The organism is Paenibacillus sp. J22R98 (genome assembly GCF_059383835.1).
The window spans coordinates 872,909-897,687 of sequence record NZ_JBXENW010000001.1 but is presented as its reverse complement, the minus strand read 5'-3'; the positions used below and the strand labels follow the sequence as shown (position 1 = coordinate 897,687).

Sequence of the window (24,779 nt, the reverse complement as noted above, 5' to 3'; positions counted from 1 at the left end):
CCGCCCGGCAGCCTGTTTCGTTTGCAAAACAGGCTTGTCACTTTCAATTAAATATGTTAAATAAGTAAAGGACGATATTGCTTAGGAGAGATTCAGATGGCACAGCTCTATTACAAATACGGCACGATGAATAGTGGGAAATCATTTGAAATTATTAAAGTAGCCCACAACTACGAGGAACAAGGCAAGCAAGTTCTCATCTATTCCCCATCTTTCAGTGCAAGAGACGGTGCTGAGCTGGTCGGCTCACGAGTCGGCTTCGAACGGGCTGCCATTCCGGTCGACGAACATACGAACCTGTATGAAAGCGTCAAATCGCATTTATCTACTTCATCCGGTCCTAAAAAAATCTACTGCGTACTCATCGATGAAGCTCAATTCCTGAAGAAACACCATATTATCGAGCTCACCCAAGTCGTTGATGAGCTGAACATCCCGGTTATGGCGTTCGGACTGAAGAACGACTTCCAGAATCAGCTGTTTGAAGGCAGTTATAACCTGCTCGTGCAAGCCGATAAGATCGAAGAGATCAAGACCATCTGCTGGTTCTGCGATCGGAAAGCAACGATGGTGATCCGTTTCCGCGATGGGCAGCCGGTTAATGCAGGCGCGCAAATCCAGATCGGCGGCAATGAAGATTATAAGCCGGTTTGCAGACGCTGTTACAATCAAGCGTTCCGCGAGGTTGAGCCGGAATCCGAAACCGAATAAGAAGACGCAGAGAGGCGATTTAAGCCTCTCTTTTGTTATTTTCAAAACCTTTTTGACAACCCGAGTACTGGAAAGTAAAGTGGTAAAAGTAGGTTGAATTTCTATACAAGGAGGCTGCCATGAGCGCTGCGCGATCAGATTCACCTGTTATACCTTTTACCACTATGCGACAACTTGTAGGGCCGTTATTGGCCATTATTGTCGGCATCTTCATGGTTATCCTTGACAGCACCGCTGTTAATGTAGCCATCCCTGTTCTTGTGAAAGATTTTGACAGCACGCTGAGCACCGTGCAGTGGACCGTTACCGGTTATGCGCTGGCGCAAGCAGCCGTCATTCCGCTAGCCGGCTGGATGACAGACCGGTTCGGCTCGAAGCAAATCTTCATCATTTCACTCATTCTCTTTACAGTCGGCTCGGTGCTCTGCGCGCTGGCAACGACAGCAGAGCAGCTTATTATGTTCCGCGTTCTGCAAGGGCTCGGCGGCGGTATGGTGCTTCCGATCGCATTCGCGATGACGTACCAGCTCAGCCCTCCTGAGAAAGCAGGCTCGATTATGGGCCTTATGGGTATGCCTATTCTGCTGGCACCTGCACTCGGACCGATCGTAGCCGGCTATCTCGTCGATTATGTTCACTGGGAATGGATTTTCTTCATCAACGTACCGATCGGCATTCTCGGCGTCATCCTATGCGTAACGCTGCTGCCGAAACTGCCGAAGAAGTCATTCACTTCGCTTGATATGTGGGGCATTATTCTCGGACCTCTTGCTTTCGCAGGCTTATCCTATGGACTAAGCGAAGGCTCTACAAGCTGGACGTCGGATAAGACCATTATCGGTCTTGCAGTTGGTTCCGTATCGCTGATTCTCTTTATCATCGTTGAACTGAAACGCAAGAAAGAACCGCTCCTCGAGCTTCGAGTATTCCGCTCTCCTTTGTTTACGCGCGGCATTATCGTCCAGTGGGTGCTGCAGTTCGTCATGTTCGGCATTATCTTCACCGTGCCTTACTTCATGCAAGAGCTCATGGGAATGAGCGCATTCCATGCCGGCATGTGGACATTGCCTCAAGCGCTTGCCGCCGGGGTGTTTATGCCTATAGGAGGCCGATTATACGACAAAATCGGTGCTCGTCCGCTAGTGGTCACCGGCTTGTCGATTGTTGCGGTAGGCGCATTCCTCATCTCGCGCATCGATCCAACTGACAGTGCCGTGATGTTCCTAATTCCCCGTGCTATGCTTGGCATGGGAATGGGGTTGTCCTTCCTGGCGCTAAACACGCATCTCATTCAATCTGCGCCAAGCAACTTGGTCAGCAGGGTTACATCGCTTACAAGCGCTGCGCAGCAAGTCGTTACGTCGTTTGCCGTTGCTGGATTAACCACATTAATCGTCAGCCGTACAACCCATCACGTGGCTGAAGGCGAGAAGCCAATGCCGGATGCGATGGCACACGGTTTCCATGATACTTACTTAGCGCTTGCCGGATTGGCGATCTTCGGTCTGCTGCTCGCTGTCACCTTGAAGCGTCCTCAGTCTAGCGGTGTCCCGACTCCTGCTCATGTACCGGATATGGGGTAATCTTGTCGCACGCAAGCCGTAAATTGCTTTACGGTGCATGATTTCAGCTCCCTCCGCTCATCTTATGGATGACGGAGGTGAGCATTACCATGACAGGTCGAAACAGCAAACCGAAGAAGAAAGGTCCGGCATCCCACCCGGGACGCCTGGATCAATACGGAGAGAAGCTCTCGGAAGAGAGCGACAACAAGTCTCAAGGTAATAGCTGCTGAGTCATTGAATAAAGAGATGGCTGTCTCAATCGTGCAACTTCGCACATTTGAGACAGCCATTTTTATTGTGTTCGAGAAGGAATCGTGCGTTCTCCCCCGTATCAAGCGAAGGTCATGACGGATTCACTATTGATAGAGGTACCGATCATCTCGCCATCGCATATGGCTGCCATCGAACCCGGTTCATCGAAATTAAACACATGAATGGGGAGCTTATAATCTCGCGCAAGCAGGAACGCGGACTGATCCATCACACGCAAGTCATTCTTAATCACATCGTTATAGTGGAGCGATTGGAATTTCCGCGCGTCCCGATTCTTCTTCGGATCAGCTTCATATACACCGTCTACCCCTTGTTTTGCTACGAACAAGGCATCGCAATTCACTTCAATCGCCCGCTGTACAGAAGGATAATCCGTTGTGACGTAAGGCTGGCCATTCCCACCTGCGAAGATGACGATATACCCTTTCTCCAGATGATGGATCGCGCGCAGTCGGATATAGGGTTCTGCCACTGAGGTGAGCGGAATGGCAGTCATGACGCGCACTTCGTTGCTGCATTTCGCCTTTAGCACACCTCTTAGCATCAAACTGTTCACTACCGTTGCAAGAGTGCCGATATTATCGGCTTCCGCGCGCTCAATTCCCCAGCTCTCCGCCATATTGCCTCTGAAGATGTTGCCTCCGCCAATAACCAAGGATACCTCTACACCTTTGCTCACCACCGACAAAATCTCACCCGCGATATGCTCCAGTCTGCTCGGATCAAACCCAAACTCGCTGCTGCCTGCAACAGCCCCGCCGCTTAACTTGATAAGTACCCTCTTGTATGTGCTCATTACAATCCTCCTTGGACAAAAATAAAACACTAAAGCAGCTGCCTTAGTGTTTACGGATCACATATGGAATTGGAATGGCTAACGAAGCATCACGCTCACCTTGTCCTAGTTCTCTGATTAGCATGGGCTTCGCCTCCATTCGTTTACTATGCTTGATTATAAAGGAAAACAACCTCCATAAACAATACACATTTATGCTCATGCCCGCCGAGAGTACCGACTATTGTACTGTATCCTTTTGTCCATTTTTCAATAAATTGACACCTATGGATATGGTTCTCGTATGAACTGAAATAGTGTACTATTGTAAAGGGCTTCGCGGGTTAACCGTGCACTGCGACGCTGAACAGAGAAGGAGGATCCCTTATATGCCGCTATTTCTGCACACGCTGTCGTTAAAGCTGCTCAGGCTTAAGAACTCAGCTGTCGCCATTCTCTTCCTCGCCTTCCTGCTGATCCTCTCTACGTTAGCCTACTGGTTGGAGCCGGAAACATTCGAATCGTGGTTCAACGCGCTTTACTGGGTGATGACCACGATGGCTACAGTCGGTTATGGGGATTATTTCGCGCATACGTTCGCAGGCAAGGTGCTTACCCTCTTTATTTATGTGTTCGGCATCGGTCTACTCAGTTTGATCATCGGCAAAATCATAGATTCGGTCTCACAGTATCATCGACAAAGGAGAGCTGGCAAGTTGACCTATTCAGGCAAACAGCACGTCATCTTTATCAATTGGAGCAAGAAAGCCAGATACGCGGTGGAAGAGCTGCTATCCATCTCGCCTGCCACTCATATCGTGATTATTGATGCCATCGATCAACATCCTTATGAGCATCATAACGTACACTTCGTAAACGGTGATCCCAGCTCCAGCGAGATCTTGGAGCAAGCAGGCATCGCCAGCGCGAAAGCAGCGATCATCTTCGCCGACTATCGCATCGATGAGTCCTCGCTAGTCGACGGCAAATCCTTGCTGATTGCCTCCAGCATCGAAAGCATCGCTCCGCAGGTACATACGACCGTAGAGATTATGCTAGAGAAGCATATCCACAACTTCAAACATGTCAAAGTGAATGAATTCGTCCTCTCTCATGATGCCGTTGCAAGGCTCGCGGTTCGCTCGGCTCTAAACGATGGCAGCGTTGAAATCTTCACGCAGCTGCTTAGTCGCCAACATGGCGCGGATGTGTTCCCGATACCAGTCGTCTCGCCGGAGTGGAAAACGTATGAGGATGCCTTCCTCGCCCTCTTGAAGCAAGGCGCGACATTGATCTCTGATCGCGGAGACATGTCCATTAACACGAAGCTGAATGCTCCCATTCCTGCGGACGCCAAGCTCTTCGTCGTTTGTGAAGTCGAAGTCTATCAGACTATAACCAAAGGGGTGCGCGCTTAATGCATACGATTAGTTATCAAGAATGGGATGAAACATCGCAGCGAGTAGTGCGAACGCTCAAGCAATATTCCGTGGATACGGATGAACTGTTCGTCCGCAAGCTCGTCAATGCAACGGTTATCCAGAATAGGCTGCTCCACCACAGTTCACATGAATCCGAAGATACCGGTGCTCATCTGATCTATGCAGCTACTTTCCAAACCGGCGATCTGGAGAGCTATGGCGCGGATATTAAACCGGCCCTGCTTGAGCGCTGTGACCGATCTGTGTTCCTGGAAACGGAGTTCCTTTACTGGAACGGCCGATCCTTCGAACTCGGCGAACAGCTGGTTCGCACGCAAGGGCCGCAAGATATAGCAAGGCTGCTTCTCGATCATTATTTGGTGAAGCAAACCCGTACCTTCGAGTCCTTATATTCCGTGCTCGATGATGATCGCAACAAAGTCCTATTGTACCTGAAGGAGGTTCACGTTTAAATGAAAGACGAGATTACATCCGCCAAGGTGCTGAAATTCGCGTTATTGCTTGCTGTGCCTGTCGCGTTAAGCGGCTGTAACACTAGCTCCAGCTATAACTGCGACCCGAACTACGAGAATTGTGATGATGGTTATTACGGCGATACCTACTATTCTAGCGGCGGTTCTACGACAAAGAATCCGACGTACAGCGATAATGGTTCTAGCGGCTCCGGTATTGTCAAAGGCTCTAGCAGCGGCTCCGGCTCCTACAAGGGGTTTGGCAGCAGCGGCAGCCACAGCAGTGGAGGATAAAGCATGATGAACCGGATTGTGAAGCTCGAAGGGACCCATGAGGAGATATTTAAAGGTGAGATTGCCCGCAACATCCCCTATCACCGGATGAATGGCAAGCAATACTGTCTTCCTGCCGTAACGCTGTTCCAGCCCGAAGAAGCAGCCGCGCTGCAAGCCGCTTCCGAAGCGGTTGACCGGATTTACTGGAAGGTACTGCGTTTCGCTCAACACGATCTGCCCGATGCGTTTCTCATTCAGCAATTAGGACTTCATCCCTCTCTCTTACCGGCAGCTCGAATGCAAGTTCCGTATCACGGTGTTTCCAGACAGGATTGGATCATCAACGCACATGGCATGAAATGTATCGAAAATAACACGGATACGCCGACTGGCATTCCCGAAACGGCTTATCTGGCAGAGCAGCTTATTCATGCTTATTCCTCCTATACAGCCGCTTCAATCGGGATGCGCCATGAGATTCAGACTGCTTTCGACCAACTGATTCGGCATTACGCCAAGCAAGGTTTATCAGGCCCGATCGTATTTTCCAGTTATGGCTGGCATCTCGAGGATCGTACGAATACGGAGTATTTAATGCAGGCAGTCAATGAGCTCGGTTATGAGACACTCTACGTCCCTCTCGAAGAACTCGAAATCATTCCGGGAGACGGACTCTATGCCGGCGGTCAGCGCATTGCCGTGTTATATCGCTTATATCCGCTCGAATATATAATTCACGATACAGACGATGGACATGACAACGAGCCGGTCGGTGAAGCCTTAATTCAGCTTGTTGCCATGGGCAAGCTCGGGTTGATCAATCCCGCACAAAGCATCATTACGCAAAGCAAAGGGTTTATGGCACTTATTTGGTCGCTCTATGAACGTCGAGATCAAACCGAAGAATTCATCGGGTTCACTCTGTTCGATCAAAGCGATATCGCAGATATAGAGCGCTACCTGCTCCCGACTTATTATGATGCGGCTCCGTTCGTGCAAGTCGGTACACCTTATGTAGCCAAAGGGTATTGGGGACGCGAAGGCAAAGGCACCTCCCTCTATGATGGTGAAGGACAATTCCAGCAAGCGGAGTGGGGGCATGAGGAAGATGATCTTGTAGAGGTTCAAGACTATTATGACAACCAGCCGAAAGTGTACCAGCAGATGTTCACGATGCAAGAGGCTCGCGTTGAGACGGAAGAAGGTCCCTTCGACGGCTATCTGCTGACAGGAGCTTATGTCATAGGCGGACACTACGCCGGCCTTCTGCCTCGAATTGGCGGACGAATTACCGGAGATATGGCTTATTATTGCCCGGCTGCAATTACATACACAACCCAAGGAGGATCAAGACGTGAATAACTTTGGAAATGATCTGTTGAATGTAGGAATTGGCATCCTTATTTTGCTCGCGGCACTGTTGGTTGGTGCATTCGTATTTAGTAAGCTTACGCGGTTTAATGACTGGGAGGAAATTAAAAAAGGAAACGAGGCTGCAGGCATATACATGGGCAGCAAGCTGCTCGGTCTAGGCATCATCGTAGCGATGGTATCGTACAGCTCTCATGATTGGGAGGCGATGCTGATCTGGTCGGGGATTGGTATTCTCCTGCTCTGTCTTGTTTATATCCTATTTGATTTCCTTACACCTAAACTAAACGTGTGTGAAGAGATCTCCAAAGGCAATAAGTCCGTTGCCCAGCTGCTCCGCGCTATTATTCTCGGATCGTCGATTGTAATCGGAACGTTCTTGATGTAAGGACAAGAAAGAGGCACAAGTGTTTATCACTTGTGCCTCTTTTCGATTAGGATAGAAAATCTATAATACCCGATACAATCGCACTAGACACCGTTTCCTGAAACGCGGCTGACTGCATACGCGCTTCCTCCGCATGATTCGAAATATACCCAAGCTCGAGCAGCAGCGCCGGTCTGGTGTTCTCGCGTATGACTTGATAATTGCCAACCTTTACGCCGCGATCCTTAGCATCGATGGATTTCACAAGCTCGCCATGCATGAGCTCCGCAAGGCCGAGATCGGCATCATTGTAGTAGTACGTCGTCATCCCAGCGACATCATTGGATTCGAAGGCATCGTAATGAATGCTTACAAATACATCGGCGTTCGATTCATTTGCGATCTCCACACGCTCGTCAAGCGATACGGTTTCATCGTCAGGGCGAGTAAGGATCACTTTAGCCCCTGTTCTCTTCTGCAGCTCGTCCCGTATGTGAAGAACCGTCTGCAGGGTGACATCCTTCTCGAACGTCCCTTGCTGCCCGATCGAACCGGCGTCTTTCCCGCCATGTCCGGCATCCAGAACGATCGTTTTGCCGGCAAGAAGCAAGTTCTGACTCGCGACGATCGGCCCCCCTGCTGCTTCGTCATGTTCACTTGATCCGTTGGCACGATTCTGAGCTTGGAATATGAATAAAGCCGCGGCAAAGACGATTAAGGCAAGTAAGGCAGTGCCGGGTGACTTCTTCTTTCTTCTCTTCATTTCAGAAACTTCCTCCTTACGTTTGCATCTTGTTGCTCCACAACTATACCAGCTCGACCTAAAATTGAAATGAAGCTAATCTTAATAACGGCTTAAATCGATAAAAAGTTTAATTTTTCAATTCGTCATGCATAAGATCGATACCTGCTTGGGTATATTAATGTCTGTTGCAATTTACAAGAATGAGGAGGATCACACACATGGCAAACGGGCAAAATGAAGTTTCTAAAGCAGACGTGCAATCCGTGGCATTAAACAAGCTTCCGGTTGCGGGTGCAGCAGACACCGAGTTCTCCGCAGAAGAAGCGGCTGAAGTATTCCAGCACAACCCGGCTTCGAACCAAACTGCGGCTAACGTTGCGGCTAATGAAGCTGAAGACGAAGAGTAGCCCATAATCGGAAACAAAACATGAAGCCCGTTCCTTGTGGAATCGGGCTTCACTTATTTTCTCAACCCAGTCAACGTACAAATTAACCGGCAGAATATTCGAGTTTCTTGCGAGCATTACCTTTACCTTTGCCTTTGTTTCTTGATCCCTTAACCAGCTCAGGAAGAGCAACGCCAAGCAACACAAGGATGACGCCTGCCCACTGCAGCGCGCTAACCTGTTCATGCAAGACAACCGCTGAGAGCATGACCGCGACAGGCAGCTCGGAAGCGCCAAGAATACCAGCCATGCCTCCACCGATATGAGGAACACCTGCCGCGAATAATACGGGAGGAATAAAAGCTCCGAACAGACCAAGCAGGAAACCGAACAGCAGCAAGCTGCTCCAGATCACGCCGTTAAACAGATAGACCGGCGGGAATAGAATAAACACGAAGATTAATCCACCCGTAATCATCCATAAGCTTCGCTGAGCGGGATGAACACTCGGTACGGCTTTCCCGCTGAAGATAATAAAGAGCGAGTAGCTGACTGCTGCGAGCAAGCCAAGCGTAATACCAAGCAGGTTGAACTCCGAAATCCCCTGCTCCATAATTCCGGCAGCGAGAAGCGTTCCACCGAACAAGATGCTAAGCGTGAGCAGCATAATTCCGTTCGGACGTTTGCGTGTGCTGATTGCATGAATGAGAACGCCCATCCACGTGAATTGGAACAGCAATACGATCGCAAGTGAATTCGGAATGTAGCGTAATGACTGATAATACAGCAAACCAGTCATCGCCGTCGGAATACCTGCCGACATCAGCATGAAACGTTGTTTCCATGTTAAGCCGATTGGTTTCTGAGCCGGTTCACTTGAACCCGCAGCTTGTCGTTTACTGCGTACTTTCAGCATAATGACCAGCAGCCAGGATAAAATAAATCCCGTTAGCAGCTGTGTACCTACAACCTCACCTAAGCTGTATCCTTCTCCATATGCTTTCACTACGATCGTCGACAATATGCCGTAACTGACCGCGCCAAGAAATACAGAAATCATATATTTCATATCTAAGATGCCCCTTTCGACACTTGCGTATATTCAATAAACAATACAAAAAACTTCCTTACCACAAATACAGAATCATCACCTGATCATTCCGTATTCGTAGTAAGGAAGTTAAGGCTTCCTGTAGATACCCTCACCCTATTGGTTCGTGAGGTTATACGAATTTTTTATGAAGTTAAGTATATTTTCCGTTGCAATTACTTGTGATCACTCATGGAAATGTAACATGACTCGTGAGCTTCTGTCAACAGGAGATTGACGGGAATTACGCTAATTTAAGAAAATCACTTCGCATGATACTTCGGACATGCCCTGCCCATCGGCCGTTTGCAGGACAATATTTCTTCGCTACTTTCTCGATCGTGGTATAGCCGCGCTCCACGTAATTGTCCGAGAGGAGTTGTCCGAATTTCCTTACGCTCTCCCCCTTGGTGGCGAAGGTAAAGGCCTTTTTATAAGCGCTTTTGCCTGTGATGGCGTTTAATCCGAACAAATTATTTTTATTTTGCGCCAGTCGACTCGACCCGTTACCGCTTTCAAGCTTCATGACGGCGATGGTGAAGAAAGCATTGATGCCGTATTTATCTTCAATCGCAAGAACGGCTGCTTCGATTCCGTGACCGGCAAGCTTTGTTCCTTTCAGTATTGTCGCGATTTGCTCTTTGGTTAGTCCCGAGTCAGACATCACCTTCGATGTTGGTTTAGCCAGCTTCCCAAGAGGCGTTACAAGCTTCTTCTTCACGGGTAAATTATCAATAGCAGCCGTTGGCGCATTCACCTTCTTGACCGTCTGATGAATCACAGATAATGTAGATACTTCCGCTTTAGCTGATTTCACTTGGTCAGCCGGCATTGCTTTCGTTTGTGCTGCTTGGGGTACTTCCACGGCATAACCGCCATGTACATACCCGCCACCTTTGAGCGACAACCATCCGGTTTCGGTCATGCTCACAACTTGCAGCAATTCGCCTTGCTTCACTTCTGTCAGGATCTTCGAGGTTGCATCGGGCATGGAACGTACGTTGAGGTAGAATGAGGTTACTTTATATGTATGAAGAGGATTTGCCGTCTTTGTAATTACGACAGGCGCTGCAGGTACGGGGATCTTGCGAATCGGCTCAGCAACTTCAGCCGTTGCTTTGGGGATGACTGTAGCGGGTTGGAACATGGATTTCGGAAGATGCGTGATTTCTGCGGCAGGTGATAGGGTCGTTTGGGATGTGACTGTCTTGTGATGGAGCCAATGCGGAGCAGATAAACCGGCTATTTGGGAATTCCACAGTGCATTCGTAAAGGTAAAGGATAGGATAACGGTAGTTACAAACAAAGCACAAATCATATAAGCCACTACATTCCACTGGATGGTTCTAGTCATTGAAACACCTCTTCCTTGGATTTAAGGGCCTTTCCGATATAGGTTAGATTGTAAATGCTATCTTCTGAAAAGCATGTCAAACCTTCTGTAAGAAAAATATGTACTTTTGTCGATGGACATTCCTACTATGGCGAACAAAAAAGAAGCCTGAGTTAATCAGGCTCCTTTATGAGTGTTTTTTAATCTTTTTTCACGCTTCCGGAAACGCCTTGCGCCCCATAAAACCGTCATTCCAGCCGTGATAGTGAGAGATTCGCTCCTCGCCTTGCTTCCAACAGATTAGAATTTCCTCACCATTGAGAATTGAGGGAAAATCGATCAATCCGGGGTTGATCATTTTGAGAAAAACGCCTTTTCGATCAAAATTTCCGATGTGAAGATCAATTTCCATCCTCATGAATTCAAGGTGACTCTCCACTTCAAAGAATGGATCGTCATTTTCTCTGGATGTACTCGCCTTCAGTACTTGCAATTCATCAAACTTTTCTTCGAATTGCTGCGTCAGCAGCTGCAGCTTCAGCAAGTCTTCCTGCAGCTGCGGCAATAGTGCATTCGCTTCGCTTAATGTAAAATGAATTTGGTCCACTTTCATATCCACTCCTTACATTAAGTGTACTAGAATCGAACGAACAAGGTCAAACGGCGCTCGGCCTAGTTCGTTCGCATGAAAAACGAGAACCAGATGTCCACGAGCGACACTCCGATTCCCGTTCCTCCTTTTATTTAAAATAAGTCCGCAGGTGCTCCGCCGCTTTCACAATCCCCTGCTGCTCCCGTTCCAAGGTTCCCCAGAAACGATGGTCCTCCAGCTCAATGCTGATCGCCCCTTTATACCCGAGACGGTCCAATCGCACGGCTACCTTGCTCCATTCGACTGCACCGTGACCGGGGATCGTGTAACGCCACGAGCCTTCCGAGAAGCCGTATTTCGCGCCGAATGTAGCCGATAATACGCCGGATTCATACAGCTCTTCATTTAGCAGCTCTGTATCCTTACCGTGACAATGATTAACGCGATCGCCGAACTCCGATAACGCGCGTAAGTAATCGATGCCAAGGCGCACAAGATGGGAAGGATCATAATTGAGGCCAAAATGCTTCGATGGAATCGCCTCAAACATCGCTCTCCACATTTCCGGCGTGCAACCGAGCGTCGGATAATGAGGCGCCGGCCCCGGCCAGCCTTCGATGGCGATATAGATGCCGCGCTGCTCGGCATGTCGAACGACTTCCGGAAAGGAATCCTTCCAAATTGCGAAGCCTTCCGAGCGCGGAAGCGTGAGATCTTCCGGAACCAAACACATAAACAGGACGCTTCCGCCAAGCTCAGCCATGGTATCCATTTGGCGCTTTGTTGCTTCGATCGCTTCTGAGCGGCGATTATCGTCGCGGCTAAGCAGCTGCGCTGTGTGACGAGCATCAACGGAACCGATGCCAATTCCGAACTCACTGCAGGCTTGCTTCACTTCCGGAGTCAGCTCGGATAGATCCAAGATGTCAAGTCCGATTTCCGCAGCCCAGGCGGCTGTTTGTTTAATGCCTGTGCGTCCAATGATGGGCGGAATTCGCATACCGATTGAATACGTCATTTAACTTACCTCCTCAGATTCCAAATGTCCCAATGGAGAATAACCGGCAGCTTCATAAATCATTTCGGATAATTTCACGACTTTAAGCGCATACTCGCCTGGAACGAGCACGTCATGGCGCCCTAAGATGGCGTCAATGAAACTCTTGTCTTGGTTAGTGGTTGCAGCCGGCAGCTCGGGAACGACTGGTTCTTGTCTCAAACGGCGAAGCGTAATACGGCCGTTATCATAGAAGATCCCGCCCTCTTCACCGCAGAATACAAATGTCTCATGCCAACAAGGGGCGTAACCAACGAGGTTCAGACCGGCAACAGCCCCTTCTGCAAAACGAATGGAAGTGAAGGTGTCGATTTCAACGGGCGTGCCATGCATATGCAGCTGAGGTTTGACTTCAATCGGTGTCAGACCTGTCGTCCATAGCAGAACATCAATGATGTGGCTGCCGGAATCCATCAAGAATCCACCGCCGGAGAGCGCAGGGTCTTGACGCCAGGAGCCCGGAGTACCCTGTTTCCACTCTTGATACAATGAAGCGGTAATCGAGGTCAGTTTGCCGATCTCGCCTCTGGCAATCGCATCCCGGATATAGAGAAATTCGGGCTGAAAATGGCGCTGATACGATACTTGCATGATTTTGCCCGCTTCATTCGCCAGTTCGATCAGTGCTTTCGCTTCCTCGGAAGAGCAAGTCATCGGCTTCTCGATTAATACATGAAGCCCTTTGCGTAATACAGCGCTTGCCTGTTCGAAGTGCAGGGTATGCGGAGAACAAATGACTACCGCATCCAGTTCCACCTCATTCAGCATGTCAACGTAATCCGCGAATGCCGGAATATCGCCTAATTGATGCTGAGCCATAAACTGCTCTCTGCCCGCTCCATTCGGATCCGCTATCGCTGCAATTCGAACTTCCGTTAACTCCGACAGCTGGCGCGCGTGCCACCCCGCAATGCCGCCGGTTCCAATCATCCCAACTCGAATCAAGCTCATCATTCAGCCTCCCGCTTCTGCTTGGAATAGATATAGCATTTGGTTAAATCAGACATCTCCACCTTAAGCTACCACAAAACATGACTGCTACCAATCCAAATATGCGACAAAATCTGCTAAGCAATGTCCACGTTTGGGCAATTATAAAGTAGGCAATGATAAGCAAGAGCTAGGAGATTAATTCACAGGAGGATTACGCAGCGCAATGAGAAGAACTCTGCTACACACAACGCGAACAGCCGTTTGCTTCGTCCTGCTTGCCGCAACGATTGGCGGTCCTGCCGGCGCGCATCCCGTTCAAGAAACGACGCCAACCGTCGTACAAGTGAAACTAATTGGGGCAGCCGGCACCGACGTCGGAATGGCATCGTTGACCCAGAAGAATGATGCCGTCGTGTTGCATGTTGAAGCCAAAAACCTGCCGCCCGGCGTACATGGCATTCATTTTCACGAAACAGGCAAATGTGAAGCACCTGATTTCAAAACAGCCGGTGCGCATTTCAATCCGCAAACCAAGCAGCACGGATTTAACAATCCAAAAGGGTTCCATGTTGGGGATCTGCCGAATATCACGGTCGCAGCAGATGGTTCCGTTAAAGTGGATATCGAGACGCGAATCGTTACATTAGCACCGAACCAACCGAACTCCCTCAGGAAGGCAGGCGGCACTGCGCTTGTGATCCACGAGAAAGCCGATGACTACGCGACCGACCCTTCCGGAAATTCAGGCAATCGCATTGTATGCGGCGTTATTCAATAACGAAATGTAAACCATTCGTGGCCATGACCTTCACTTAACCGAGGTTCATGGCCATTTACAATTGGACGAGTCATACGTTAAATTGAAACATGGAGATGGACTTATAGATCCAATACAGAGAAAAGCTAAAGGAGCAAACCAAACTGATGATAACCAAAGAATTATCACCGCTTGTACAAGCCTTGGACCTCAAACCGCATCCGGAAGGCGGCTGGTACAAAGAATTGTGGAAAGCCTCATTCGAGATTCCGCAAGCTATTCTGGGCGAGCGCTATTCCGGCGCACGCGTAGCTGCAACATCCATTTATTTCGTCCTGCATCCGGAAGAAACGTCGGATTGGCATACCGTATTGTCCGATGAGCTGTGGCTCTGGCACTCCGGCAGCCCGCTTCTGCTCCGCTTAGGCGGTATCGGAGAGAATCCGGAAACGACTGAAGAGATTATTATTGGACCGGATATCGCCAAAGGCCAGCGCCCGCAAGCGTTAGTGCCGGCGAATGTTTGGCAGATGGCCAAGCCGCTCGGCAATGAGCCTGTCTTTGTTTCATGCGTGGTAGCACCGGGCTTTCATTATGATGATTTCACGCTCATTAAACGCACTTAAACCATACATGATTAAGTAAGAGGCCAATCAGGATTTTTCTGATTGGCCTTTTCTCATTGTCAATGGGAATTGCATGAATGTTTTCTAATCGTATTCTAACAATGTCAGTGAAAGCGTTCGTAATGAAGAGTTTTCCTCCACATTGGTAAGTAGTGGTTTTTTTTGCTGTGGTATAGTGGTCTCCAGGTGATCATGGCATCCAGTAATCACACTATACTCTCAATTAATAGGAGGAAGACATGAATAACACAACAACCAAGCGTATAGGTAGAAAACTAGCAGGTGTAGCACTCAGCCTATCTATCGCTTTTGCCGGAAGCATGCTTCTTACGCCGAAGACGACACACGCAGCATCCGATTCTGTCGTAGCGAAAAACATCATTAATAAGGGCAAACAATATATGGGCGTTCCTTACAAATTCGGTGCCAAATCCGGCATTACGAGCGCATTCGATTGTTCTTCATTCGTGCAATACATCTATAAGAAGAATGGCATCAGCCTCCCGCGTTCGTCCAGACAGCAAGCCCTTAAAGGAACTAGGGTTCTGAAAAGCAACCTGAAACCGGGCGACCTTATTTTCTCGGATACGAATCGTGATGGCAAAATCAATCATGTCAGCATCTATATCGGCAACGGCAAAGTACTTCAAACGTACCGCGTCGGAATCGGCGTTACCATTTCCACCTTCAAAGGCAGCATTTGGGACAAAACATTCATTACGGCTCGCGATGTCATTTAGGTAATTTTACGTGCAGGGCACTTAGGTGCTCTGCACGTTTTTCGTTTCGGTGGGCAAGCGTATATACAGGCTAACCTTGGACTCCATACACTAGAAGCTAGTAGAGTATTCGGGTGTAAGGGGGTTCGAACAATGAAATTGGATATCGGATGCGGCGCCAATAAGCTCCCTGACTGTTACGGAATTGACCGTTATGCATTGCCGGGTGTCAATCTGGTCAGTGATCTGAATACTGAAATTCCGTTCCCCGATAACTCCATCGATTTCATTGCCGTAAGCCGCATGCTGCCCTACGTAACTGACTTAAACTTTACACTGCGAGAGTTATACCGTGTCAGCGTCCATAAGACCGTCGTTTGTTTGCTATGCCCGTATGCGCACAATTTTCGCCACAGCTCGAATCCTTTCTTAAAACACCGTTTCGATGAACACACGCCTCGTTATATGACGTCATCTTTTAAACAACCTCCGGGAAATCCGATCTGCCCTCCCCTATCGCCGTACAGCTATGTCACGCCTCCGCCTTATGATTTCAGACTGCTTCGTATGGAGCTTTTCTATCAAGCCCCTTATCTAACCGATCTCTACGAACCCGATGAGCTGGAAGTACTCAAAGAGCTGCAAGCTAACGTTGTAGATGAGATTCTGTATTACTTTGTCGTCGTGAAGGCGCCTATGACGGACGAGGAGTGGTTAGCGATGTGTAATGAAGTTCACCCTGAGCCTCATGCGGTAACCATGCTCCGTAGCATAGCCCCTTAAGCAGGTGCATATGTTTGAGTTAGTGTGCAAACTGCATCATATTCCAATAGGAACTTAAGGGGGGCGAGGAGCATTGCACTAGTAGTTCGGGCTACCCTTAATGCAACCGGCGCGATTACCTTCACCGGTAACACGCTCGGTCTAAGCCGTTCCACGGTGGAAGGGGTTCCCGGTACCCAAGACAGTATCGGCGCATTCGTCACGACCAATACAGCAGTTCGGTTCGGTACCTATCCCTTTGGAACGACCAACAACTATCTGCTCAACAACTCATCTGCCATTCTTGTGCTGCCGGCAGGCAGTACAGTGCTGTATGCGGAATTGATCTGGGGCGGTACGTATATCGTACCCGGCGTCAATTTATCCGCTGCCATCAACAATCCTGTCACACTCACCTTGCCGAATTCGACGAACGTCAGCATCACACCTGACGCGGCAACCGCAAATACATTCGATCTCGGCAGCGGCGCCTTCGGTTATACGCGATCAGCGAACGTAACCTCGCAGATCACGACAGGCGGCGCCGGTACGTATACGGTAGGAGCCGTTGTCGGAACCATTACGGTTACGGATCCGACGGCCAACCATGCAGGCTGGACGCTCGCAGTCATCTATCAGAATCCTACGCTGCCTTTTAGAAACATGTCACTGCGCGTAGGAGCCGTGCTTGTTCAATCCACCTCTGCCCCGGTTGTTACGACCATAACCGGATTCGCTACCCCGGTCTCAGGGGCGCTTGGCGGCAGAGCACTATTCAGCGCCCAGGAAGGCGATGCGAATCGCACAGGCGACCAGGCGCTATTCGGTCCGACAACCGGCACACAGGTTGCTTTGTCCGGAACTAACAATTTCGCCAACAATTTCTTCGCTTCTCAGATTAATGACGATACCGGTGCGCTGAATACGACCGGCACGTTTGGGACGCGAAATCAGACTAACGGAGCACCGGGCTCGAATATTATCGGCGGCCGGCAAGGCTGGGACATTACGAACGTCAATGTATCTGCCAACTTAGCCAACAACCAATCCTCGGCCGTATTGACGTTAACCACCTCTGGGGATGCCTATGTCGTCAATGCCAATGCGCTGCAGATCAATATTAACGCCCCGAATATCACGACATCCAAGAGCGCGAACGTTACCGGAGCAGTCATTGGCGATACGATTACGTATACGGTCACGGTCGGTAATACAGGTAATGCGAACGCGGCAAGCGTCGTCGTTTCAGATGCCCTTCCAACCGGCTCCGCATTTGTAGCCGGCAGTGTCGTCGTAGCAGGAGTCGCTAAGCCTACCTTCGATATCACAGCAGGCGTGCCGATAGGTTCACTTGCCCTGAACAGCTCCGTAACCATTACATACAAAGCAAAGGTCACCTCTCTGCCTAATCCTCCTCAAATTCCAAACGTCGCCAAAGCCGCTTTCACCTTTCAAAGTGTAGCCGGCGGGGACGTTATTAGCGGTGTCATCCCTTCGAATACCGTTACAACACCGGTTTATTCACCCGTACTTACGATGGTCAAAAGCGCGGATACAGCGAACGCAGCCGTTGGTACGACCGTAACGTATTCCGTGCTTGTATCCAATTCCGGCAGTATTGGCGCGACAACCACGTTTACGGATAATATTCCGGGAAGTACGACCTTTGTCCCGAACAGCGTCAAAGTAAATGGCGTCACCCAAACCGGTGCAAATCCGGTTACCGGCTTTCCCATCGGTTTAGTCCCTTCCGGCGGGTCAACGACAGTTACCTTTCAAGTCATCGTCAATTCGCTGCCGACTCCTGTTCAGCCGCAAATTACGAATCAGGCAGCTGCATCTTATACCTACTCGCCGCCTGATGGCAGCGGCAGAACGCTTAGCGGATCAGCCACGTCGAATACGCTTGTCATTCCGGTTTCACTGCCGAATGTTAACGCGGTGAAGAGCTCGAATCGCTCCGCTACGACGGTAGGCGATACGATAACGTTCTCAACCCTCATTTCCAATAACGGGGTTGCCGCCGTTTCGAATGTCGTCTTCAGCGATCCGATCCCGACCGGAACGAGCTTTATAGATGGTTCGGTCATCGTAGGCGGTGTCGCTAGGCCTACTGCCAATCCTGCCGCCGGTATTTCCATCGGTACAATTGCATCCGGCGCCTCCGTAACGGTCGTCTTCCAACTCACTGTCACATCGCTGCCGTCGCCTGCCCAAATCGATAACCGAGCTGCCGTTTCCTATAGCTCAGGCACATTCAACGGTTCCTCCCTATCGAATACGATATCGGTTCCGGTCTTTCAGCCGATCATCTCGGCCCAGAAATCGGTGAATACGACCCGCGCGACGGTAGGCGATACGTTAACGTACACCTTTGCCGTTCAGAATACAGGCAATTTCGGAGCGCAGCTCACGTTGACCGACACGCTTCCTTCCGGAACGACGTATGTTGCTGACAGTATCACCGTCAACGGTTCGCCAAGGCCGGGTTCTACACCGCAAACCGGTATACCGGTCGGGCCAGTTCCCGCAGGAAGCACAGTGAGCGTTGTGTTTCAAGTGGTGCTTCAATCGCTGCCTAATCCGCCTACCTTAACCAATTTCGGTACCTTTACGTATACCTACACGTTGCCGGACAGTCGTGTGATGAACGGAAGCGGCAGCTCGAACACGGTTTCCATTCCCGCTTCCGCGCCTAACGTAAGCATCAGTAAAGGCGCTGATTTCGCGGAAGCGACCCTGAACGATGTAATTACGTATACGATCATCGTCTCTAACAACAGCATTGTGCCCGTTAATCAAGTATTCGTATCGGATCCGATTCCGGATGGCTCTACATTTATTACAGGCAGCGTGACCGTTGGCGGCATTCCGGTTCCAAGCGCAGATCCTGCGGCGGGTATTCTGATCGGAACGCTGGCACCATCTGCGATAACGATCGTCAGCTTCCAGGTTCGCGTGACGTCACTTACGACATCTGCTGTCTTATCCAATCGGGCTGCAGTCAACTATACCTCCGGTGCATTTATGGGGACGTCCTTCTCCGATACGGTGAATATCCCCGTCTATTCGCCGATACTCGCGGTTTCCAAGACTGCCAATTCATCAGCTGCAACACTTGGGGATGCCATCGCATATACGCTGCAAATCAGCAACAGCGGCAATATCAGCGCTAACGTGACGCTGACGGATAACATTCCGGCAGGGTCGACGTTCGTAGTGAACTCTGTCCTTGTCAATGGCGTTCCTCAGCCGGGCGTAAATCCCGTTACAGGCATTCCTGGCGTCATTGTAGCGCCGCTTCAAACATCGACGGTTACGTTTCAAGTATCTGTCGATTCGCTTCCCAGTCCGCAGCAGCTTGTCGACCAAGGAACAGCCGCGTACACCTTCACCCTTCCGGCTGGACGCGTGGTAAACGGCTCGGCAAACTCGAATACGGTAACCATCCCGGTATCCGCACCGAATGTATCGGTTGTGCTTAGCACAGCCGCAACAGATATCACGACCGGCGATACGATTCTGTACACGGCCGTCATTACGAACAACGGCATTACGAACGTCAACAATATCATCTATGTCGGATCAGCGATCCCAGGCACAGCCTTTGTTCCGGGCAGTGTAAAAGTGAACGGTATTGCCCTTCCCCAGGCGGATGAGACCGCTGGTATTCCGATCGGTTCCTTGGCACCGAGTGCCTTCGCAACCGTGACCTATGAGGTGAAACTAATCATGCCTGTGTCCGATCAAATTGTTAACCAGTCGACAGTAAGCTTTACGTCCGGCAGCTTCTCGAGCACATCATCGTCTAACGTCGTTACTACTCCGATTACGCAGCCGCAAATTAACGTGGTGAAATCGGCGGGCACAAGCTCTGCCACAGTAGGCGATACCATCACGTACACGATTGCGGTCAGCAATACCGGTAATCTTCCTGCCACCGTAACGGTAACGGATACGATTCCGGCGAATACGACGTTCGTATCAAACAGTGTTATTGTTGACGGAGTTCCGCAGCCCAGCGCCACGCCTTCCGGCGGAATCAATGCTGGCACGGTAAACGTGAACCAAACCGTCTTCATCATGTTCTCCGTCGTCATAGATTCGCTTCCGAATCCGCAGCAGATCGTCAACCAAGCGACAGCAAACTATCAATTTACCCCGCCTGACGGGCGTCTGCTGTCAGGGACATCCTTATCGAACTCACTCTCGATTTCAGTGTCTTCACCAAATGTGACTGCGGTGAAGACTTCGACATCAACTGCCGTTTCGATCGGCGATACGATCCCCTACACAGTGCTCGTATCGAACAACGGGATTGCGCCCATCACGAATACCGTATTCATCGATGGCATCCCAAGCGGCACGGTGTTTGTATCCGGAAGCGTAGCTGTTAATGGCGTCCCTGTACCGAATGCGAATCCGGCAGTAGGTGTAAATGTAGGCACGATTCCAAACGGAAGCTCTGCCACCGTAACCTTCAGCTTACTTGTTGTTTCCGTACCGACGCCTGCACTCATTTCTAACCAAGCTACCGTAACTTACACATCCGGGGCATTCTCCAGCTCCTCCTTCTCAAATGGCGTAGACATTCCGGTCTATCAGCCGGTTATCAGTGTTGTGAAAAGCGCCAGTACAACAAATGCGTCAGTCGGTGATACCGTCATCTATACGATGGCTGTCACCAACTCCGGAAACTATGCCGCATCCGTTGTCCTATCGGACCCGACGCTTGCGCCTGAGCTTTCTTTTGTCCCGAACAGCGTCATAGTCGGGGGTTCGCCGCAAGCAGGGGCCGATCCGATTACCGGTATTCCCGTCGGACCCGTTCAGCCTGGCGCTACGGTAAATGTTACCTTTACCGCTGTTATTACATCCTTGCCGCCAACGCAGTCGCTCTCCAACCAAGCGACTGCCGCTTACAGCTATACGCTGCCTGACAGCCGTACACTTACAGGCTCCTCCGTATCCAATACACTGTCCTATCCGGTATCCTCTCCGGATGTAGATGTCGTTAAGAGTGCCTCACAAACTGCACTCACGGTCGGCGATATTCAGACGTACAGCATTCTTGTGACCAATAGCGGGATAGCGACGGTCGACAACATTATCTTCTCTGATCCGATCCCGGCGGGAACCTCCTTCTTATCCGGCAGTGTCACGATTAACGGCGTGCCGCTTCCAAATGCGAATCCGGCGGCCGGCTTCTCGCTTGACCCCATTCCGGCAGGCGCTACGGTCACTGTTGCCTTCAGCGTAACCGTTAACGCAGTTCCGGTAGGGGAACTTGTCAGCAATCGCTCATCGGTCAGCTTTACCTCCGGCGTATTCTCGGCGGTTACGTTCTCAAATACCGTTACTACACCTGTATATCAGCCTGTAATTACGCTAGTTAAAACAGCCGACAGCTCCTTGGCCAGCGTTGGGAACACGATCGTATATCGGGTTAACGTAACCAACAGTGGCAACTATCCAACAACCGTTACAATCACGGATCCTACACCAACGGGAACAGCTTTAGTCCCAAACAGCGTCATTGTAAGCGGGTCGCCGCAAGCAGGTGCAGATCCGGCGGTCGGGTACAGCGTCGGCGTTGTTGCGCCGGGAGCGACGGTGCTGACCACGTTCGAATACATCATCAACACGATGCCGCCTAATCAGCAATTAACCAACCAAGCAACGGCAAGCTATGCCTTTACATTGCCGGATTCAAGATCGTTCATTCGTTCCGCTGCATCCAATTCGCTCACCATTCCGGTCACATCACCTAATGTAAGCGTCGTGAAGAGTACATTGTCCACGGATGCGATTCTCGGTGATGTCATCACGTATACGAATATCGTCACGAATACAAGCATCGCGAACTTGAACAGTGCGGTTCTCTCCGATCCGGTGCCAGCCGGTACGACCTTCGTACCTGGTTCGGTTATCGTAGGCGGCGTGCCTCGTCCGGATGCGAATCCAGCATCGGGTATCGCGCTTGGCGTGATTACACCGTCTTCTTCTGTAACCGTTACGTTTAACATTACGGTCAATACACTGCCTGTAAGCGGACAAATCAGCAATCAGTCTACAGTATCCTTTACATCAGGCGTGTTCTCCGGCACAGGTATGTCGAATGTCGTGACGACACCGGTCTATAATCCAATCATGTCTGTCGTGAAGAGCGCAAGTACAGCGAATGCTACAGTCGGCGATACGATTACTTACTCCTTGCTTATCTCGAATACAGGTAATCTTGAAGCAACTGTTATCCTGTTCGATACCATTCCGACAGGAGCCGAATTTGTCCCGAACAGCGTGGCGGTCGGCGGCGTTCCTCAGCCGGGAGCTGATCCGGTTACAGGCATTAATGTCGGCGTCGTACCTGCCGGTGCTTCCGTCCATGTACTTGTCACGTTACAGGTTACCGTCGATGCGCTTCCTTCGCCACAGCAGCTCGCCAACCAAGCGTCTATCTCGTACACGTTCTCGCCGCCGGATGGCCGTGTTATCAATGCAACGGTGAACTCGAATACCGTTATCATTCCGGTTTCCTCGCCGGATGTGTCCGTTGTGAAGAGCAGCAACGCAATCGATGCTGTTATAGGCGATACGATTACGTATACCATCACGGTTACGAATAATGGCTTATCGCCGGTTAACAACGTCACCTTGGTTGACCCGCTTCCACCTAGTGCAAGCTTCATTGCAGGAACCGTCACCGTTAATGGTGTACCGATGCCAGGTGATAATCCGAATACGAGTATCCACATCGGTTCTATTGCGGTCGGCGCGGTTTCTACCGTACAATTCCAGGTGCTTGTAGTATGATGGCAGTCCCGGACCCGCCGCAGACGATTCGCAACCAGTCCGTCGTGTCCTTCTCCACCGGCAGCACAACAAGCTTCTCGTACTCGAATATCGTAGATACCAATGTGAACGGTCCGGTCATTTCCGTTGTCTTGACAACCACATCGACGCAAGCTGGTTTGACGCTGCCGGTTACGTATCAGATCACGGTCTCCAATAGCGGGAATCGCTCCGCCAATGTAACGGTCTTTGATCTGTTGCCGCTGGGTACCGTGTTTGTTGCGAACAGTGTCATCGTAGACGGTTCTCCTATACCCGGCGTCACGCCGGACGGCGGTATACCGATTGGGGAGGTCCTTCCCGGCAGTACAGTTACCATTTTATTTCAACTGCTGCTCGTTTCCGCCCCCCCTTCCGGTCAGCTCGATAATCAAGCGACGGTCGACTATTATTTTATAACGATGGATGGTCGTACGATTACCGGGTCGGAAAGCTCGAATATCGTGACGCTTCCTGTTACGGTGCAGCAGGTAAGTCTGCTTAAAGGCGTGAATACTGCTTATACGTACACCGGTGATATGCTGGTCTATAGCGTTACAGCTGCAAATGAAGGTACGGAGCCGATGCGCCAGAGTGTGCTCTATGACGCACTGCCGCAAGGAACGTTGTTCGTTCAGGGGAGCGTCACTATTAATGGTGTTCGCTCTCCATCGGCTTCACCTGTGACCGGCATTACACTTGGCTTGATTCAGCCGGGTATATCCATCCAAGTGATGTTTAGCGTCATTGTGCTGGATGTTCCCGTTCACACCCAATTATCGAATCGTGCCGAGTTGAGATTCCAATTCGGCACGTTCGATCAATCCGTCACCTCGAATGCCGTGTCATCGATCGTTTCCGGACCCGCTTTGGCGGTCAGTAAATCCGCGAGTCTATCGCAAGCAACCGTGGGCCAATCTATTCGATACACGATTACCATCTTTAACAGCGGCACGACCGGCGCTGACGTAACCGTACGCGATGCGATCCCTGCCGGAGCCCTCTTCGCGCAAGGCAGCGCTGAAGTGAATGGTCGTCCGCTGCCCGGTGCTAACCCTGATTCAGGCATCCAGCTAGGTACATTGCAGCCCGGTTTGCAGTTTGTTCTTTCCTTCCTTGTAACGGTTACCCGCTCAGGCAACCAATCGCAGCTAATCAACAGAGCAAACGTCGCATACTCTTTCAGGCTTCCAAGCGGCGTCGTCGTTACAGATGCCGTATTAACCAATGATGTTGCTACTTCCGTAGTTGTGCCGATTATTCGCGCGGAGCTGAGCGCTGCGCCGCCGGTCGTTGGACCGGGCGAATATATTGCGGTTTCCGTTGCCATCACGAATACGGGTAATTATGCAGCCGCCGTCACATTATTCGCACTCATCCCGGATGAAACGAGCATTGAAATCGCTAGCGTTCGGGTGAATGGAGTCGAGGTTCCTTTCATACCCGGGGAAGGGTTGCCGATTGGCATACTGGCACCGAACCAGACGATAATTGTCACCTATCAACTCCGGTTGACTGCTCATCCACTCCAAAACCGTCTGAGGTTCCGTGTACTGGCGCAATTTAGTTACGAAGTGAATGGCGAGTTGTTCACCAACTCGGTTTATTCCAACGAGGTTACGATTGTGATCGAAACCCATGAGGAATAGTGCACAGAACGGTGTGAATCAATGGAAATGCAAATAAAGGCTCTCTGCTCATTCGAAATCCGAGCGG

General features: G+C 50.3%; 22 protein-coding genes and 1 riboswitch. Of the genes, 15 read left to right on the top strand and 7 right to left on the bottom strand.

All coding sequences use genetic code 11. The features are described 5' to 3' along the window. The first annotated feature begins 96 nt into the window (after positions 1-96). The 3 genes from AC50Y3_RS04135 to AC50Y3_RS04125 all read left to right on the top strand — a co-directional run bounded on the left by AC50Y3_RS04135 (position 97) and on the right by AC50Y3_RS04125 (position 2,506). The gene (locus AC50Y3_RS04135) at positions 97-711 is read left to right on the top strand and encodes a thymidine kinase (RefSeq protein ID WP_494817468.1); all 615 of its coding nucleotides are present in this window, start codon (positions 97-99) and stop codon (positions 709-711) included. Positions 712-830: 119 nt separating this feature from the next. Then, entirely contained in the window at positions 831-2,294 is a 1,464-nt protein-coding gene (locus tag AC50Y3_RS04130; RefSeq protein WP_494817467.1) for an MDR family MFS transporter, read from the top strand. Between the two features lie 89 nt (positions 2,295-2,383). Further along, positions 2,384-2,506 (top strand): hypothetical protein, encoded by a 123-nt coding sequence (locus tag AC50Y3_RS04125; RefSeq protein WP_256208255.1) that lies wholly within the window; start codon positions 2,384-2,386, stop codon positions 2,504-2,506. Positions 2,507-2,607: 101 nt separating this feature from the next. On the opposite strand, the gene pyrH is transcribed toward AC50Y3_RS04125, so the two are convergent. Further along, entirely contained in the window at positions 2,608-3,345 is a 738-nt protein-coding gene (gene pyrH, locus AC50Y3_RS04120; RefSeq protein WP_494817466.1) for a UMP kinase, read from the bottom strand. A gap of 368 nt (positions 3,346-3,713) precedes the next feature. On the opposite strand from pyrH, the gene AC50Y3_RS04115 reads away from it, so the two are divergent. The 5 genes from AC50Y3_RS04115 to AC50Y3_RS04095 are packed head-to-tail and all read left to right on the top strand — an operon-like array spanning position 3,714 to position 7,253. Then, positions 3,714-4,742: an ion channel gene (locus AC50Y3_RS04115; RefSeq protein ID WP_494817465.1), complete on the top strand. Its 1,029-nt coding sequence runs from the start codon at positions 3,714-3,716 to the stop codon at positions 4,740-4,742. After that, a complete protein-coding gene (locus AC50Y3_RS04110; protein WP_494817464.1) occupies positions 4,742-5,218 on the top strand; it encodes a hypothetical protein in 477 nt (158 codons plus the stop codon). The genes AC50Y3_RS04115 and AC50Y3_RS04110 overlap by 1 nt, the downstream gene beginning before the upstream one ends. Next, the gene (locus tag AC50Y3_RS04105; protein ID WP_494817463.1) at positions 5,219-5,512 is read left to right on the top strand and encodes a hypothetical protein; all 294 of its coding nucleotides are present in this window, start codon (positions 5,219-5,221) and stop codon (positions 5,510-5,512) included. 3 nt (positions 5,513-5,515) lie between these two features. Next, positions 5,516-6,856: a glutathionylspermidine synthase family protein gene (locus tag AC50Y3_RS04100; protein ID WP_494817462.1), complete on the top strand. Its 1,341-nt coding sequence runs from the start codon at positions 5,516-5,518 to the stop codon at positions 6,854-6,856. Next, positions 6,849-7,253, top strand: coding sequence for a DUF350 domain-containing protein (locus tag AC50Y3_RS04095; RefSeq protein ID WP_494817461.1), 405 nt, complete (start codon positions 6,849-6,851; stop codon positions 7,251-7,253). Before AC50Y3_RS04100 ends, AC50Y3_RS04095 begins: the two co-directional genes overlap by 8 nt. Positions 7,254-7,299: 46 nt before the next feature. Here AC50Y3_RS04095 and AC50Y3_RS04090 read toward each other — a convergent pair whose 3' ends face one another. Beyond that, positions 7,300-7,995: an N-acetylmuramoyl-L-alanine amidase family protein gene (locus AC50Y3_RS04090; protein ID WP_494817460.1), complete on the bottom strand. Its 696-nt coding sequence runs from the start codon at positions 7,993-7,995 to the stop codon at positions 7,300-7,302. A 200-nt stretch (positions 7,996-8,195) separates the two neighbouring features. Between AC50Y3_RS04090 and AC50Y3_RS04085 the strand changes: the two genes are divergently transcribed. Further along, complete coding sequence (locus AC50Y3_RS04085) at positions 8,196-8,384, top strand: hypothetical protein (protein WP_494817459.1); 189 nt, start codon at positions 8,196-8,198, stop codon at positions 8,382-8,384. Between the two features lie 82 nt (positions 8,385-8,466). Here the strand turns inward: AC50Y3_RS04085 and AC50Y3_RS04080 are convergent, their stop codons facing one another. From AC50Y3_RS04080 to AC50Y3_RS04060, 5 genes are all read right to left on the bottom strand, one after another. Beyond that, positions 8,467-9,432, bottom strand: a complete 966-nt coding sequence (locus AC50Y3_RS04080; protein WP_494817458.1) for an EamA family transporter — start codon at positions 9,430-9,432, stop codon at positions 8,467-8,469. An 80-nt stretch (positions 9,433-9,512) separates the two neighbouring features. Then, positions 9,513-9,614, bottom strand: a riboswitch (purine riboswitch). Positions 9,615-9,697: 83 nt separating this feature from the next. Continuing rightward, positions 9,698-10,807 carry a glucosaminidase domain-containing protein gene (locus tag AC50Y3_RS04075; protein WP_494817457.1) on the bottom strand — a complete coding sequence of 370 codons (1,110 nt, stop codon included), beginning with the start codon at positions 10,805-10,807 and terminating at the stop codon, positions 9,698-9,700. 190 nt (positions 10,808-10,997) lie between these two features. Then, a complete protein-coding gene (locus tag AC50Y3_RS04070; RefSeq protein ID WP_494817456.1) occupies positions 10,998-11,399 on the bottom strand; it encodes a DUF2203 domain-containing protein in 402 nt (133 codons plus the stop codon). 127 nt (positions 11,400-11,526) lie between these two features. Next, positions 11,527-12,396, bottom strand: coding sequence for a sugar phosphate isomerase/epimerase family protein (locus tag AC50Y3_RS04065; protein WP_494817455.1), 870 nt, complete (start codon positions 12,394-12,396; stop codon positions 11,527-11,529). Next, positions 12,397-13,386: a Gfo/Idh/MocA family protein gene (locus AC50Y3_RS04060; protein ID WP_494817454.1), complete on the bottom strand. Its 990-nt coding sequence runs from the start codon at positions 13,384-13,386 to the stop codon at positions 12,397-12,399. Positions 13,387-13,591: 205 nt separating this feature from the next. Between AC50Y3_RS04060 and AC50Y3_RS04055 the strand changes: the two genes are divergently transcribed. The 6 genes from AC50Y3_RS04055 (at position 13,592) to AC50Y3_RS04030 (ending at position 24,712) form a co-directional block, all read left to right on the top strand. After that, positions 13,592-14,146, top strand: coding sequence for a superoxide dismutase family protein (locus AC50Y3_RS04055; protein WP_494817453.1), 555 nt, complete (start codon positions 13,592-13,594; stop codon positions 14,144-14,146). Between the two features lie 146 nt (positions 14,147-14,292). Then, positions 14,293-14,751 carry a cupin domain-containing protein gene (locus tag AC50Y3_RS04050; RefSeq protein ID WP_494817452.1) on the top strand — a complete coding sequence of 153 codons (459 nt, stop codon included), beginning with the start codon at positions 14,293-14,295 and terminating at the stop codon, positions 14,749-14,751. Between the two features lie 239 nt (positions 14,752-14,990). Then, positions 14,991-15,491: a C40 family peptidase gene (locus tag AC50Y3_RS04045; RefSeq protein ID WP_494817451.1), complete on the top strand. Its 501-nt coding sequence runs from the start codon at positions 14,991-14,993 to the stop codon at positions 15,489-15,491. A gap of 132 nt (positions 15,492-15,623) precedes the next feature. Continuing rightward, positions 15,624-16,253 (top strand): methyltransferase domain-containing protein, encoded by a 630-nt coding sequence (locus AC50Y3_RS04040; protein WP_494817450.1) that lies wholly within the window; start codon positions 15,624-15,626, stop codon positions 16,251-16,253. 72 nt (positions 16,254-16,325) lie between these two features. Next, positions 16,326-23,045, top strand: a complete 6,720-nt coding sequence (locus AC50Y3_RS04035) for a DUF7507 domain-containing protein (RefSeq protein WP_494817790.1) — start codon at positions 16,326-16,328, stop codon at positions 23,043-23,045. Next, positions 23,042-24,712: a hypothetical protein gene (locus tag AC50Y3_RS04030; protein ID WP_494817449.1), complete on the top strand. Its 1,671-nt coding sequence runs from the start codon at positions 23,042-23,044 to the stop codon at positions 24,710-24,712. Before AC50Y3_RS04035 ends, AC50Y3_RS04030 begins: the two co-directional genes overlap by 4 nt. Positions 24,713-24,779 lie beyond the last annotated feature (67 nt).